General features: G+C 71.5%; 10 protein-coding genes. 6 read left to right on the top strand and 4 right to left on the bottom strand.

Features of this window, described 5'->3' with window-relative positions:
* On the bottom strand, window positions 1-2,303 hold a 2,303-nt coding region (locus AB0L33_RS29500), incomplete at its 3' end, for a homocysteine S-methyltransferase family protein (protein WP_365686298.1).
* Window positions 2,304-2,541: 238 nt separating this feature from the next.
* On the opposite strand from AB0L33_RS29500, the gene AB0L33_RS29505 reads away from it, so the two are divergent.
* The 5 genes from AB0L33_RS29505 (at window position 2,542) to AB0L33_RS29525 (ending at window position 8,366) form a co-directional block, all read left to right on the top strand.
* Entirely contained in the window at window positions 2,542-3,306 is a 765-nt protein-coding gene (locus AB0L33_RS29505) for an IclR family transcriptional regulator (RefSeq protein WP_365686457.1), read from the top strand.
* Between the two features lie 279 nt (window positions 3,307-3,585).
* Window positions 3,586-4,377, top strand: coding sequence for an MIP/aquaporin family protein (locus AB0L33_RS29510; RefSeq protein ID WP_365686300.1), 792 nt, complete (start codon window positions 3,586-3,588; stop codon window positions 4,375-4,377).
* Between the two features lie 48 nt (window positions 4,378-4,425).
* Window positions 4,426-5,967, top strand: a complete 1,542-nt coding sequence (gene glpK, locus AB0L33_RS29515) for a glycerol kinase GlpK (protein WP_365686301.1) — start codon at window positions 4,426-4,428, stop codon at window positions 5,965-5,967.
* 5 nt (window positions 5,968-5,972) lie between these two features.
* Window positions 5,973-7,586, top strand: a complete 1,614-nt coding sequence (locus AB0L33_RS29520; protein ID WP_365686304.1) for a glycerol-3-phosphate dehydrogenase/oxidase — start codon at window positions 5,973-5,975, stop codon at window positions 7,584-7,586.
* Window positions 7,587-7,694: 108 nt separating this feature from the next.
* Window positions 7,695-8,366, top strand: coding sequence for a FadR/GntR family transcriptional regulator (locus AB0L33_RS29525; protein WP_365686306.1), 672 nt, complete (start codon window positions 7,695-7,697; stop codon window positions 8,364-8,366).
* A 147-nt stretch (window positions 8,367-8,513) separates the two neighbouring features.
* On the opposite strand, the gene AB0L33_RS29530 is transcribed toward AB0L33_RS29525, so the two are convergent.
* Complete coding sequence (locus AB0L33_RS29530) at window positions 8,514-9,293, bottom strand: SDR family oxidoreductase (RefSeq protein WP_365686307.1); 780 nt, start codon at window positions 9,291-9,293, stop codon at window positions 8,514-8,516.
* Complete coding sequence (locus AB0L33_RS29535) at window positions 9,290-10,627, bottom strand: enolase C-terminal domain-like protein (RefSeq protein WP_365686308.1); 1,338 nt, start codon at window positions 10,625-10,627, stop codon at window positions 9,290-9,292. The genes AB0L33_RS29530 and AB0L33_RS29535 overlap by 4 nt, the downstream gene beginning before the upstream one ends.
* 232 nt (window positions 10,628-10,859) lie before the next feature.
* On the opposite strand from AB0L33_RS29535, the gene AB0L33_RS29540 reads away from it, so the two are divergent.
* Window positions 10,860-11,975, top strand: a complete 1,116-nt coding sequence (locus AB0L33_RS29540; protein ID WP_365686310.1) for a PAC2 family protein — start codon at window positions 10,860-10,862, stop codon at window positions 11,973-11,975.
* A 60-nt stretch (window positions 11,976-12,035) separates the two neighbouring features.
* On the opposite strand, the gene AB0L33_RS29545 is transcribed toward AB0L33_RS29540, so the two are convergent.
* On the bottom strand, window positions 12,036-15,086 hold the full coding sequence (locus AB0L33_RS29545) for an NPCBM/NEW2 domain-containing protein (RefSeq protein ID WP_365686312.1): 3,051 nt from the start codon (window positions 15,084-15,086) through the stop codon (window positions 12,036-12,038).
* Window positions 15,087-15,167: the final 81 nt, after the last annotated feature.

Consider the following 15,167-nt stretch of genomic DNA (forward strand, 5'->3'; position numbering starts at 1 on the left):
ATGTTGACGACGTTGAACCCGTTGTTGGAGAGGATGATGTCGACCAGGTTCTTGCCGATGTCGTGGACGTCGCCGCGGACGGTGGCCAGCACGATAGTGCCCTTGCCCTCGGCGTCCGACTTCTCCATGTGCGGTTCGAGGTACGCGACCGCGGCCTTCATGACCTCGGCGGACTGCAGGACGAACGGCAGCTGCATCTGCCCGGAACCGAACAGCTCGCCGACGACCTTCATGCCCTCCAGGAGGGTGTTGTTGACGATGTCGAGCGCGGGCGTGTCCTTCAGCGCCTCGGTGAGGTCGTCCTCCAGGCCGTTCTTCTCGCCGTCGATGATCCGCCGCTGAAGCCGCTCGTCCAGCGGGAGGGCGGCCAGCTCCTCGGCCTTGCCCTCCTTGAGGGACTTCATGTTGACGCCCTCGAACAGCTCCATGAGCCTCTGGAGCGGGTCGTAGCCCTCGGCGCGGCGGTCGTAGATCAGGTCGAGCGCGACCTTGACCTGCTCCTCCTCGAGCCGGGCGATCGGGAGGATCTTCGACGCGTGCACGATCGCCGAGTCCAGGCCCGCCTTCACGCACTCGTCCAGGAAGACCGAGTTCAGCACCACACGCGCGGCCGGATTCAGACCGAAGGAGATGTTCGACAGACCCAGCGTCGTCTGCACGTCCGGGTGACGCTTCTTCAGCTCCCGGATCGCCTCGATGGTGGCGACCCCGTCCTTCCGCGACTCCTCCTGCCCCGTGCAGATGGTGAACGTCAGGGTGTCGATGAGGATGTCCGACTCCTGAATGCCCCAGTTGCCGGTCAGATCCGCGATCAGCCGCTCCGCGACGGCCACCTTGTGCTCGGCCGTACGGGCCTGCCCCTCCTCGTCGATCGTCAGCGCGATCAACGCGGCACCGTGCTCCGCCGCCAGCCGCGTCACCTTCGCGAAACGCGACTCCGGACCATCACCGTCCTCGTAATTGACCGAGTTCAGGACCGCGCGGCCGCCCAGCTTCTCCAGGCCCGCCCTGAGCACGGGCAGCTCCGTGGAGTCCAGGACGATGGGCAGGGTGGAGGCGGTGGCGAACCGGCCGGCCAGCTCGTCCATGTCGGCGACGCCGTCGCGGCCCACGTAGTCCACGCACAGGTCGAGCATGTGCGCGCCCTCGCGGATCTGGTCGCGGGCCATCTCGACGCAGTCGTCCCAGCGGCCTTCGAGCATGGCCTCGCGGAACTTCTTCGACCCGTTGGCGTTCGTGCGCTCACCGATCGCCAGATACGCCGTGTCCTGGCGGAACGGGATGGTCTGGTAGAGCGAGGCGGCGCCGGGCTCGGGGCGCGGGTCGCGGGCGCCCGGCGCCGTCCCGCGTACGCGCTCGACCACCTGGCGCAGGTGCTCCGGGGTCGTACCGCAGCAGCCGCCGACCAGCGAGAGGCCGTACTCCTGGACGAAGGCCTCCTGCGCGTCGGCCAGCCCCTCGGCGTCGAGCGGGAAGTGCGCGCCGTCCTTGGTGAGGACCGGCAGTCCGGCGTTGGGCATGCAGAGCAGCGGGATGCGGGAGTGCCGGGCGAGGTAGCGCAGGTGCTCGCTCATCTCGGCCGGGCCGGTCGAGCAGTTCAGGCCGATCATGTCGATGCCGAGGGGTTCCAGGGCGGTCAAGGCCGCGCCGATCTCGGAGCCCAGCAGCATGGTGCCGGTCGTCTCGAAGGCCAGGGAGCACAGCAGCGGGAGGTCGCTGCCCAGGGCGTCGAGGGCACGGCGAGCGCCGAGGACGGCGGCCTTGGTCTGGAGGAGGTCCTGCGTCGTCTCGACGATCAGCGCGTCGGCGCCGCCGGCGATCAGGCCCTCGGCGTTGGCCTGGAAGCCGTCGCGGACGGTGGCGTACGCGATGTGGCCGAGGGTCGGCAGCTTGGTGCCGGGGCCCATCGAGCCGAGGACCCAGCGCTGCTCGCCGGTGGAGGCGGTGTACTCGTCGGCGACCTCGCGGGCGATGCGCGCCCCGGCCTCCGACAGCTCGTGCACCCGCTCGGGAATGTCGTACTCGCCGAGCGCCGCCGTGTTGGCCCCGAAGGTGTTCGTCTCGACGCAGTCCACGCCGACGGCGAAGTACGCCTCGTGCACGGAGCGCACGATGTCCGGCCGGGTGAGGTTGAGGATCTCGTTGCAGCCTTCGAGGTTCTCGAAGTCCGCGAGCGTGGGGTCCTGGGCCTGGAGCATGGTGCCCATGGCACCGTCGGCCACCACCACGCGGGTGGCGAGCGCCTCGCGGAGGGCTGCGGATCGGTTCCGGCTGTCGGCGGAAGGGGTCGGCGACGAGGCCATGGATGTACTCCCTGGGATGCGACGGCTGTCGGCTTTGCGTCTTCGGCGGAAGGCGCACCCGGCCAGGGTAGCCGGGCCGCGACCTGGGCCGTCACTCTGTCCCACGAGCCGGACGGCATCCTGATGACAGGGGGATCCGGTGTCGGGGGGTGCTGCGGACTTCTGCCGCAGCCGAGCGCAGGTCGGCATCGACCGATAGTGTTCAGCATTGTCGAACAAGGTGGAGGAGTACGGCGCGATGGCCAAGAACATCCAGTCGCTGGAGCGGGCGGCCGCGATGCTGCGCCTGCTGGCAGGCGGCGAGCGGCGGCTCGGGCTGTCCGACATCGCCTCCTCACTGGGCCTGGCCAAGGGCACCGCGCACGGCATCCTGCGCACCCTCCAGCACGAGGGCTTCGTGGAGCAGGACGCCACCTCCGGCCGCTACCAGCTGGGCGCGGAACTGTTGCGCCTGGGCAACAGCTATCTCGACGTGCACGAGCTGCGGGCCCGGGCCCTGGTGTGGACGGACGACCTGGCCCGGTCCAGCGGCGAGAGCGTCCATCTCGGCGTGCTGCACCAGCAGGGCGTCCTCATCGTCCACCACGTCTTCCGGCCCGACGACAGCCGCCAGGTGCTCGAGGTGGGCGCCATGCAGCCGCTGCACTCCACGGCGCTGGGCAAGGTGCTCGCCGCGTACGACCCGGTGGCGCACACCGAGGCCATGGAGGCCGAGCGGCAGCCGTTCACGCCCCGGACGGTGACCGGCGCGGCGGAGTTCGAGTCGGTGCTCGACGTCGTACGGGCCCGGGGCTGGGGGTCCGACGTGGAGGAGACCTGGGAGGGCGTGGCCGCGGTGGCCGCGCCGATCCACGACCGGCGGCGGATGCCGGTCGGGGCGATAGCCGTCACCGGCGCGGTGGAGCGCGTCTGCAAGGACGGGGAGCTGCGCCCGGAGCTGGTCGCGGCGGTCCGCGACTGCGCCCGCGCGGTCTCGCGGGACCTGGGCGCCCGCCGCTTCTGAGCCGCCCGGTCCCGGGCGGCTCTCCTCGTAACGATCGATTCGTACGTCACATCCCTCTTGACGCTGCCTTCGCCCGGGAGAAACACTGCCGTTCACCGGTCGGCATTGTCGAACACTTAACGGATATTCGCGTTAGGGTGTGACGGTGCTGGGGGGTGTCCTGCCCGACCCTGATCGGCAAGACACCCCCCAGGGGCCGGCCAAGCCCTCACACGAGGGCGCGGACCACCGGTGGGACCCGGGGTTCGGCTTCCTGGACGAAGGACAAAGGAGTCGCGGGTGTCCAGCTCCGACATCTTCATCGGCGAGACCATCGGTACCGCCGTACTCATCCTGCTCGGCGGCGGTGTCTGTGCCGCCGTCACGCTCAAGCACTCGAAGGCGCAGAACGCCGGCTGGGTCGCCATCACCTTCGGGTGGGGCTTCGCGGTACTGACCGGCGCGTATCTCGCCGGCGGCGTGTCGGGGGCGCATCTCAACCCGGCCGTCACCATCGGCCTGGCCATCGAGGGCGGCACGGAGTGGAGCGACGTACCGCTCTACCTCGCCTCCGAACTGCTCGGCGCGATGATCGGCGCGGTGCTGGTCTGGCTGACCTACTACGGGCAGTTCCGGGCCCATCTGACCGATCCGGAGATCCTGCGCGCCCATTCGGGTGAGGAGGGCATGGTCGACCAGGCCGCGGCCCCCAAGGCCGGACCGGTCCTCGGCGTCTTCTCGACGGGCCCCGAGATCCGGAACGCGGTGCAGAACGTCCTCACCGAGGTCATCGCCACGGTCGTCCTGGTCCTCGCCATCCTCACCCAGGGCCTCAACGCCGACGGCGACGGCCTCGGCACGCTGGGCGCGCTGATCACCGCCCTGGTCGTCGTCGGCATCGGCCTGTCGCTCGGCGGGCCGACGGGCTACGCGATCAACCCGGTCCGCGACCTCGGCCCGCGTATCGTGCACGCGCTGCTTCCGCTGCCGAACAAGGGCGGCTCCGACTGGGGCTACGCATGGGTCCCCGTCGTCGGCCCGCTGATCGGCGGCGCACTCGCGGGCGGCCTCTACAACCTCGCGTTCGCCTAGGCCGTGTCCGCCCTCACACCACACCGCACAGACCTCCGGGAGCACACCGTGACCGACGCACACACCACCGGCAGCCACGGCGCCGGGCCGTTCATCGCGGCCATCGACCAAGGCACGACCTCCAGCCGCTGCATCGTCTTCGACAAGGACGGGCGGATCGTCTCCGTCGACCAGAAGGAGCACGAGCAGATCTTTCCCAAGCCCGGCTGGGTCGAACACGACGCGGCCGAAATCTGGGCGAACGTCCAGGAAGTCGTGGCCGGGGCGATCTCCAAGGCGGGCATCACCGCCGCCGACGTGAAGGCGATCGGCATCACCAACCAGCGCGAGACCACCCTGCTGTGGGACAAGAACACCGGTGAGCCCGTCCACAACGCCATCGTCTGGCAGGACACCCGTACGGACGCGCTCTGCAAGGAGCTCGGGCGCAACGTCGGCCCGGACCGCTTCCGCCGCGAGACCGGGCTGCCGCTCTCCTCCTACTTCGCCGGGCCCAAGGCGCGCTGGCTGCTCGACCACGTCGAGGGGCTGCGCGAGCGGGCCGAGCGCGGCGACATCCTCTTCGGCACGATGGACTCCTGGGTCATCTGGAACCTGACCGGCGGCACCGACGGCGGCGTCCACGTCACCGACGTCACCAACGCCTCGCGGACCCTCCTGATGAACCTGCACACCATGCAGTGGGACGAGAAGATCTGTTCCTCCATCGGCGTGCCCACGGCCGTGCTCCCCGAGATCCGGTCCTCCTCGGAGGTCTACGGCACCACCAAGGGCGGCGTGCTCGACGGGGTGCCGGTGGCCTCCGCGCTCGGCGACCAGCAGGCGGCGCTGTTCGGCCAGACCTGCTTCTCCGAGGGCGAGGCCAAGTCCACGTACGGCACCGGCACCTTCATGCTGATCAACACCGGCGACACGCCCGTCAACTCGTACAACGGGCTGCTGACGACCGTCGGTTACCGGATCGGCGACCAGAAGGCGGTGTACGCCCTGGAGGGGTCGATCGCCGTCACCGGTTCGCTGGTCCAGTGGATGCGCGACCAGATGGGGCTGATCCAGTCCGCCGCCGAGATCGAGACCCTGGCCTCCTCGGTGGAGGACAACGGCGGCGCCTACTTCGTGCCCGCGTTCTCCGGCCTGTTCGCCCCGTACTGGCGCCCGGACGCCCGCGGTGTCATCGCCGGTCTCACCCGCTACGTCACCAAGGCGCACATCGCCCGTGCGGTGCTCGAGGCCACCGCCTGGCAGACGCGTGAGATCAGCGACGCCATGACCAAGGACTCCGGCGTCGAGCTGACCGCGCTGAAGGTCGACGGCGGCATGACCTCCAACAACCTGCTGATGCAGACGCTCGCCGACTTCCTGGACGCGCCCGTGGTGCGGCCGATGGTCGCCGAGACCACCTGCCTCGGCGCCGCCTACGCCGCCGGTCTGGCCGTCGGCTTCTGGCCGGACACCGACGCGCTGCGCGCCAACTGGCGCCGCGCCGCCGAGTGGACCCCCCGCATGGACGCGGACACCCGCGCCCGCGAGTACAAGAGCTGGCTCAAGGCCGTGGAACGCACCATGGGCTGGCTGGACGACGAGGAGTAGAGAACATGACCACCCTGCAGAGCGTCCCCGCACTCGGGACGCATCCGGCCTCCGGCTCCCTCCCGAGCCGTGCCGAGACCCGGGAGCAGCTCTCCAAGGCGACGTACGACCTCCTGGTGATCGGCGGCGGCATCCTGGGCATCTCCACCGCCTGGCACGCCGCGCAGGCCGGACTGCGGGTGGCCCTGGTGGACGCCGGTGACTTCGCCGGCGCCACCTCCTCCGCCTCCTCCAAGCTGCTGCACGGCGGTCTGCGCTACCTCCAGACCGGTGCGGTGAAGCTGGTGGCGGAGAACCACTTCGAGCGCCGTGCGGTCTCCCGCCAGGTCGCCCCGCACCTGGCCAACCCGCTCACCTTCTACCTGCCGGTCTACAAGGGCGGGCCGCACGGCGCGGCGAAGCTCGGGGCGGGCGTCTTCGCCTACTCGGCGCTGTCCGCCTTCGGCGACGGCGTCGGCCATGTGATCAGCCCGGCGCGGGCGGCGCGCGATGTGCCGGAGCTGCGCACGGAGAACCTGCGGGCGGTCGCGGTCTACGGCGACGACCAGATGAACGACGCGCGGATGGCGCTGATGACGGTGCGCGCGGCCGTCGACGCGGGCGCGGTGGTCCTCAACCACGCGGCGGTGACCGGGCTGCGGTTCACCCGGGGCCGGGTGACGGGCGCGGAGCTGCGGGACTCCATGGACGGTACGGAGTTCGGGGTGACCGCCCGGCTGGTGCTGAACGCGACCGGGCCGTGGGTGGACCACCTGCGGAAGATGGAGGACCCGAACGCGGCGCCCTCCATACGCCTGTCCAAGGGCGCCCACCTGGTGCTGAAGCGGACCCGGCCGTGGAAGGCCGCGCTGGCCACGCCGATCGACAAGTACCGCATCACGTTCGCCCTGCCCTGGGAGGACATGCTGCTGCTCGGCACAACGGACGAGGAGTACGAGGGCGACCCGGCGGATGTCGCGGTGACCGAGCGGGACACCGCGCAGATCCTGGACGAGGCCGCGTTCTCGGTACGGGACCAGCAGCTCTCCCGGGACCTGATCACGTACTCCTTCGCCGGTCTCCGGGTGCTGCCCGGCGGGCCCGGCGACACCTCGAAGGCCAAGCGCGAGACGGTCGTGACGGAGGGCCGGGGCGGGATGCTGTCGGTGGCCGGCGGCAAGTGGACGACCTTCCGCCACATCGGCCGTACGGTGATGAACAAGCTCGCCGCGCTGCCCGGGCACCCGCTGGCGGAGGACATGGAGCCGATGTCCCGGCTGCCCAGGAAGCTGCCGCTGCCCGGGATCGCCAGCCCGAACGCGGTGGCGCACCGGCTGCTGGTGGACGGCGGGACGCCCGGTCCCCGGATGGCCGCCGACACCGCGCGCCATCTGGCCACGCACTACGGTTCGCTCGCGTTCGACATCGCCCGGCTGGCCAACGAGAATCCGGCGCTGGCCGAGCGGATCCACCCGGACGCGCCGGAGGTCTGGGCGCAGGTCGCCTACGCCCGGGACCACGAGTGGGCCGAGACCGCGGACGACGTGCTGCGGCGGCGGACGACGCTGACGATCCGGGGCCTGGCGACGGACGAGGTCCGGGCCGGGGTGGAGAAGGTGCTCGGCGAGCGGCGGGGCTGAGCACGGACGGGCCGGGCGGCCGGGCGGACCGGGGGCGGTCCGACGGTCGTACCGGCCTTCGTCGTGGCCGCATAATGGGGCGATACATCGGATGTCTGGAGGTCGCCCATGGCTGTCACCGACGAGGCCATCGAGAAGATCAAGGGAATGATCGTCTCGGGTGCGCTACGGCCCGGCGATCGTCTCCCCAAGGAGAGCGAACTCGCCTCGGAACTGGGGCTTTCCCGCAACTCGCTGCGGGAGGCGGTGCGCGCCCTGTCGCTGATCCGCATTCTCGACGTCCGCCAGGGCGACGGCACGTATGTGACGAGCCTGGACCCCCAGCTGCTGCTCGAAGCGCTGAGCTTCGTCGTGGACTTCCACCGGGACGACACCGTGCTGGAGTTCCTGGCGGTGCGCCGCATCCTGGAGCCGGCCGCGACCGCGATGGCGGCCGGCCGGATCGGCGAGGAGCAGCTGGACGCGCTGAGCGCCCAGCTCGACGCGCTCGGCGAGCGTCCTTCGGTGGAGGAGCTGGTCGCCTGCGACCTGGACTTCCACCGGGGCATCGTCCAGGCGTCCGGGAACTCGGTGCTCTGCTCGCTGCTGGACGGGCTCTCGGGGCCGACGACGCGGGCGCGGGTGTGGCGGGGGCTGACGCAGGAGGACGCGGTGAGCCGGACGCTGCATGAGCACCGGGCGATTCTGGGGGCGTTGCGGGACCGCGACGCGGAGGCGGCGCGGGCGTGGGCCACGGTGCATGTGGCCAGCGTGGAGCAGTGGCTGCGGTCCACGCTGTGACCGTTCCGGGGCTCCGCCCACCGTCATGACGTCGACGACGAGTCGGAGCGTCGGTACGCCGGTGAGGGCGACGACCGGAGCGATGCCGATCGCGGATTCCTGGTTGGGGTCGCGGCTCGGACCCGGTGGGTATGGCGGGGTGCGGGTTCAGCTGCCGGCGGGGCGCAGGCGCAGGCCCTGCATCCCGCCGTCGACGGCGAGGGCGGTGCCCGTCACGGAGGCCGCGGCGGGGCTCGCGAGGTAGACGATCGCGGCGGCCACCTCGTCGGCGGAGACCAGCCGGCCCAGCGGCTGCCGGGCGTTCAGCGCGGCGCGTTCGGCGGCCGGGTCGTCCGCCCGGTCGAGGAGGCGGCCGATCCACGGGGTGTCGGCGGTGCCGGGGTTGACGCAGTTGACGCGGACGCCCTCGCGGACGTGGTCCGCGGCCATGGCGAGGGTGAGCGCGAGGACGGCGCCCTTGCTCGCGCTGTACAGGGCGCGCTGGGGCAGCCCGGCGGTCGCGGCGATGGAGCAGGTGTGCGTGATGGATACGGCTCCGGGGCGCCCGGCGGCCGCGCGGCGCAGGTGCGGCAGGGCGTGCCGGGCGGCGCGGACCATGCCGAGGACGTTGATGTCGAGGACCCGGGCCCATTCGGCGTCGTCGTTGTCCGTGACGGTGCCGATGGCGCCGATGCCCGCGTTGGACACGAGGGTGTGCAGCGAGCCCATGGTGGCGGCGGCCCGGTCCACCCCGGCGCGCACGGCCGCGTCGTCGGTGACGTCGGCCTCGACGGCGAGGGCGCCCCGGGGTGCTCCTGAGGTGTCCCGGTCGAGCACGGCGACCTGGGCGCCGCGCTCCAGGAGCAGGGTGGTGACGGCGGCCCCGATGCCGGAGGCACCGCCGGTCACCAGGGCGTTCATCCCCTCGAAGTCGCGTGTGCCGGTCATCGGCTCTCCTCCTTCTCCTGGCGCCGGGCCTGCCAGACGGGGCCCTGCGGGTAGCGGTGTGCGGCGATGGACTCGGGGCGCATCCTGGCCGAGAAGCCGGGGGTCGCCGGGGCGGCGTAGCGGCCGTTCACGATGACGGTGGGGTCGGTGAAGTGCTCGTGGAGGTGGTCGACGTACTCGATCACCCGGTCCTCGCGGGTGCCGGAGACGGCCACGTAGTCGAACATCGAGAGGTGCTGGACGAGTTCGCAGAGCCCGACGCCGCCCGCGTGCGGGCAGACCGGGATGCGGTACTTGGCGGCGAGCAGCAGGACCGCCAGGTTCTCGTTGACGCCGGCGACGCGTGCGGCGTCGATCTGGACGAAGTCGACGGCCCCTGCCTGGAGCAGCTGCTTGAACACGACCCGGTTGGCGACGTGTTCGCCGGTGGCGACCTTGACCGGCTGTCCGGCGCGGACGGCGGCGTGGCCGAGTACGTCGTCGGGGCTGGTGGGCTCCTCGATCCAGTGCGGGTCGTACGGGGCGAGCGCGGTCATCCGGGCGACGGCGTCGGCGACGTCCCAGCGCTGGTTGGCGTCCACGGCGATCCGGACGCCGGGTCCGACGGCCTCGCGGGCGAGCGCCATGCGGCGGACGTCGTCCTCGACCCGGCCGCCGACCTTGAGCTTGATCTGGGTGAACCCGTCGGCGACGGCCTGCTTGGCGAGCCGGACCAGCTTGTCGTCGGAGTAGCCGAGCCAGCCGGGCGAGGTGGTGTACGCGGGGTAGCCCTCGGCGCGCAGCCGGGCGGCGCGTTCGGCGCGCCCCGGTTCGGCGGCGCGCAGGATGGCCAGCGCCTCGTCGGGGGTGAGGGCGTCGGTGAGGTAGCGGAAGTCCACGAGGGAGACCAGCTCCTCCGGGGTCATCCCGGCCAGGAACTCCCAGACGGGTCTGTTCGCCAGCTTGGCCGCCAGGTCCCAGGCGGCGTTGACCACCGCGCCGGCCGCCATGTGCATCACGCCCTTCTCGGGGCCCAGCCAGCGGAGTTGCGAGTCGTGCGTGAGCTCCCGGTACAGGGCGCCGAGCGCGGCGGCCGTCCGGGGCACGGGGCGCCCGGTCAGGTAGGGACGCAGTGCCTCGATCGCGGCGGCCATGACCTCGTTGCCGCGGCCGATGGTGAAGCAGAAGCCGTGGCCCTCGACGGGCTCGCCGTCCGCGTCGGCGGCGTCGGTGCGCAGGACCACGTAGGCGGCCGAGTAGTCGGGGTCGGGGTTCATGGCGTCCGAGCCGTCCAGTTGGTCCGAGGTCGGAAAACGGATGTCGTGGACCTCGAAATCCGTGACGGTCTGACTCATGCGCGCCCCCAGGGGAAATAACATCGGACCTCTGCTCCGGTCATCCGATGTATAGCCGCCTTCGAGGGCGTGAGTCCAGAGAGAAGCGGGAATTTTCCACTGACAGCTCGGATGTATCGGGAGTACGCCGCCGCGTCGAGCGGTCACTCGGTCGTCCATGGGGGCTGCGGTCCGGGAGGCCGCAGGCCGTAAGGTTGGTCCGTACGCAAGGGAACTTCGGAAGGAGGCTGGGGTGATCGAGCTCGAGGGCGTGCCCGAGCTGATCGACCCGGTCATGGTGGCCGCGTTCGAGGGGTGGAACGACGCCGGTGACGCCGCCTCCACAGCGGTCGCGCATCTGGACCGGGAATGGAAGGGCGAGGTGTTCGCGGCGCTGGACGCCGAGGACTACTACGACTTCCAGGTCAACCGCCCGACGGTGTGGCTGGACAACGGGGTACGCAAGATCACCTGGCCGACGACCCGGCTCTCCGTGGTCCGCGTCGGCGGGGACAAGCCCCGCGATCTCGTGCTGGTCCGGGGCATCGAACCGTCCATGCGCTGGCGCTCGTTCTGCAACGAACTCCTGGGCTTCGCGCACGAGTTGGGCGTCGAGATGGTGGTGGTGCTCGGTGCGCTGCTCGGCGACACCCCGCACACCCGCCCGGTCCCGGTCAGCGGGGTGACGTCCGACCCGGACCTGGCCCGCACCATGGACCTGGAGGAGACCAGGTACGAGGGCCCGACCGGCATCGTCGGCATCCTCCAGGAGGCGTGCACCCATGCCGGAGTGCCCGCGGTGAGCCTGTGGGCGGCGGTGCCGCACTACGTGTCGCAGCCGCCCAACCCCAAGGCGACGCTGGCCCTGCTGAACCGCCTGGAGGACCTGCTCGGGCTGCGCATCCCGCTCGGCGAGCTGCCGGAGGACGCGCGCGCCTGGCAGCTCGGGGTCGACCAACTGGCCGCCGAGGACAGCGAGGTGGCCGAGTACGTGCAGACCCTCGAGGAGGCCCGGGACACCGCCGAGCTGCCCGAGGCGAGCGGCGAGGCCATCGCCCGCGAGTTCGAGCGCTATCTGCGGCGCCGCGAACCGGGGTCCGGTCCGCCGCCGGGCGGCCACGCCACGGAGAGCGGCGACGCAACGTACCTCCGGGACACGTCGAGCGGCCGGACGAGACCGCCCAAGCCGGTCCGGCCGGACGCCGCTCCGGGACAGCCGGGACGTCCGGGCCGGCCCGGACCCGTGAGGCCGCCGTCCGACGGGGACGACCGCACCGACCGCCCGGACGGCAGCGGCACGGGCGACAGCCGTCCGGACGGCGAAGCGCCGGACGACGACGGGGCCGACGGCCCCCCGGCGCAGGACTGAGCGTGGCACGGAGCCGGGCGGGTGCGTACCCGCCCGGCTCCTGCGCCGGGTGACCGCCACTCAGGCGCAGCTGAAGCGCGCAGCGCCCCAGTCGCCGTGGTCACCGGTCTTGGACCCGTTCGTGTCCGTGACCTTCAGGCGCACGTGCCGCGCCCCGTCGAGCGCCACATCGACCGGCACGGTCGCCGACGTACCGGTCACCTTCGGCGAGGTCCACAGCACCTTGCCGTCCGCCTCGACGGAGAAGGCGACTTCGCCGTACCCGTTGATCTCGTCGTCGATGCCGGCGTCCGCGGTGAAGCGGGAGCACTGCCCGCCGAGGTAGACCTCGATGTCGGAGTCGGCGTGGGTGCCGATGCCCTTCTCGTACGTCTTCCCGGCCAAAGTGATCGGGTGTCCGTCGGCCGCGCCCGACTCGCCGTTGCTGCGGTCGCGCTCGGCGGGTCCGTAGCCGTTGACCGCGGTCAGCCACTCCATGTCGCTCGCCCAGGTCTCGCCGGTGGGCGGCGCCGGCATCACGGAGACCGCGAGCCGCCCGGTGGCGGTGCGGGACTCGCCCGCCGACCGGTAGCGGACGAGGGCGGTCAACCGCGCCTCCCCCGCCTTCGCGTCCTTCGCCGGAGTGACCCGGACCTCGACGCGGCGGGTGGTGCCCGCCGGTATCCGCTCCACGGGCGCGGCGGGGGTGGCCTGCCAGCCCTCGGGGACGTCGAGCGTGACGGACGCGTCCGTGACGTCCGCCCGGCCCGCCGTCACGTCGACGGCGACGGTGCTCGGGGCACCCGCGCCGGTCTCCTGGCCGCGCGGGGCGGCGACGGAGGCCGTGGCGGCGGCGTTCCGGCCGCCGACCGCGCTGGCGTTCTTCAGCTTCAGGGAGAACGCGCGGTCCGTGGGCAGCGGTGCGGTCCTGATCCTGACCACGCCGCCCCGGTCGTCCCGGTCGTAGAACCAGCCCTGCTCCGCCTTCGCGTACGCGGCGGCCGAGGTGAGCCGGGGCAGCTTGCCGCCCAACTGGACCGCGCTCGGCTCGGAACCGGTGTGCACGGTGAACTCGTACGGGCGGCTGCTCTGCTTGCCCTGGTACGTGCCCTTGCTCGCGCCGATGTCCACGGTCACGTCGCCCGAGCCCCGGGAGGGCGCGCGGACCTCGGCGGTCTGCGTGGCGTACGCGCCGTCGCGGTGCTCGCGGGTCACGCCGTCGTCCTCGTACAGGGTGAACGAGGAGCGGCCCTGCGGGTAGACGTCCCAGGCCAGCGGGGACTCGGCGGTGCGGTCGGTGTACGAGCGGATGCCCGGCCACATCGGCACGCTCGCCCCGGCCTTCACGAACAGCGGCAGGGTGTCCAGCGGGGCGCTGTAGTCGTCGAGGGTGACGGGGCCCTGGTAGGTGCGCCCGGTCCAGTAGTCGGTCCAGGTGCCCTTCGGCAGGTAGATGCCGTCGCGCTCGGTGCTGTCCTGGTAGACCGGGGCGACGAGGAAGTCCTCGCCCGACATGAACTCGTACTTCGCGGCGTCGGTCGCGGCCTTCGGGTCGTCCGGGTACTCCAGGACCAGCGGGCGGACCATCCCGACGCCGGTCTTGGTCGCCTCGTGGGCGTACGAGTACTGGTAGGGCAGCAGCGACTCCTTGAGCTTGAGGTAGTCGCGGTTGATGGAGGTGTAGGGCTCGCCGTAGCGGAAGGGCTGCTTGTCGCTGGCCGCCCAGCCGTCCATGGTCATCGTGGTCCCCAGGAACATCTTCCACTGGAGGTCACGGGTGTACGTCTTGGCGCTGCCGCCGAAGATGCCGTCCACGTCGCCCGTGGTGTAGGCGAGGCCGGACATCGTGGCGCCCGCGTAGGTCGGGATCTGCCAGCGGATGTAGTCCCAGGTGCCGTACTGGTCGCCGGACCACTGGACGCCGCAGCGCTGCGCGCCGGACCAGCTCTCGGGGGCGTACGTGAAGCCGCGCGCGTCGCTGTTGGCCTCGATGCCCGCGTAGGCGTCCTTGCAGCCGTCGAGCGCGAACTTGTAGCCGGGGCCGACCCAGGCGACGTCCAGCTTCGCGACGCGCTGGCCGGCCTTCACCTGGTCCGCGAGACCGTCGATGCCGTCCTCGGTCCACAGGCCGAGCTCCATGCCGCGGTCCTTGAGGCCCTTCGCCGTCTCGGCGAGGTCCTCGTAGCCGCAGCCGTAGCCGTCGTTGACGAGCATCCAGCCGTTGGGCATGTCGTGGTCGACGTAGCCGTCGGCGACCTTCAGGGCGTCCAGGGTCCGGCGCTCACCGCGGTTCGCGTTGTGCAGGTAGCAGTCGGAGTCGCCCATCTCCAGGCCGTAGACCGGCGGCAGGAACGGCTTGCCGGTCAGCTGCGTGTACTGGCCGATGACGTCCTTGGCGCTGTCACCGGCGAAGTAGTACGCGTCGAAGCGCCGCTCCTTCTCGCTGGTGGTCACCGGGTCGTTGAAGGCGTAGGTGCCGGGCGCGAAGGTGTTGCGGAAGACGCCGTAGCCGGCCGAGGAGAGGTAGAACGGCACCGAGTTGGGGTGGCCGCCGTCGTCCCAGTTGTAGTCGACGCCCACCTCGACGGTCTTGCCCCGGTGCGAGGTGTTGCCCCGGCCGTTCTGCATGCCGGCGCCGTAGAACTGCTCGTCGGCGCCCCGGGCGAGGGTCTGGGTGGTCTGCTCGGCGTCCCAGCTCAGCCCCTTCGCCTCGGACCAGACCCGGCTGCCGTCGGCCCGGTACAGGGCGAACCGCAAAGGCGACTTGTAGACACGGAGGGTGACGCTCCGGGTGGACAGCTCGTAGCGGTCGCCGCGCTCCGTCCAGCGGGTGCGGGGCGGGGCGCCCTGCGGGAGCACGATGGCGTCGCCGGCCGGGTCCTCGAAGGTGCCGTCGGGGGCGAGTTCGATGCGAAAGGTCTCCTCGGAGACGAAGGTGACCCGTGCCTTCGCCGCCCCCGCCGTCAGGCGGTACACGGCCCCGTCGGCCTGGAAGCCGGTGAGGTCGCCGACCGTCGTGCCGGCGGGCTCCGCCGCGTCGTCGGCGCGGGCGGCACCCGGCCCGGTGAGTACGGCGAGGAGCCCCAGCAGCGCTGCAACTACCGCCGATCTGATGCGCGTTGATGATTGCATAGAGCGCTTTTAGCGCAGCACCGAGCATTTGACCATGGACAAAACGGAACCGACCCCGAACTTCATGAAGAAGTCCGGGGC

It is taken from the genome of Streptomyces sp. NPDC052299, assembly GCF_040679335.1.
GTDB lineage: Bacteria > Actinomycetota > Actinomycetes > Streptomycetales > Streptomycetaceae > Streptomyces.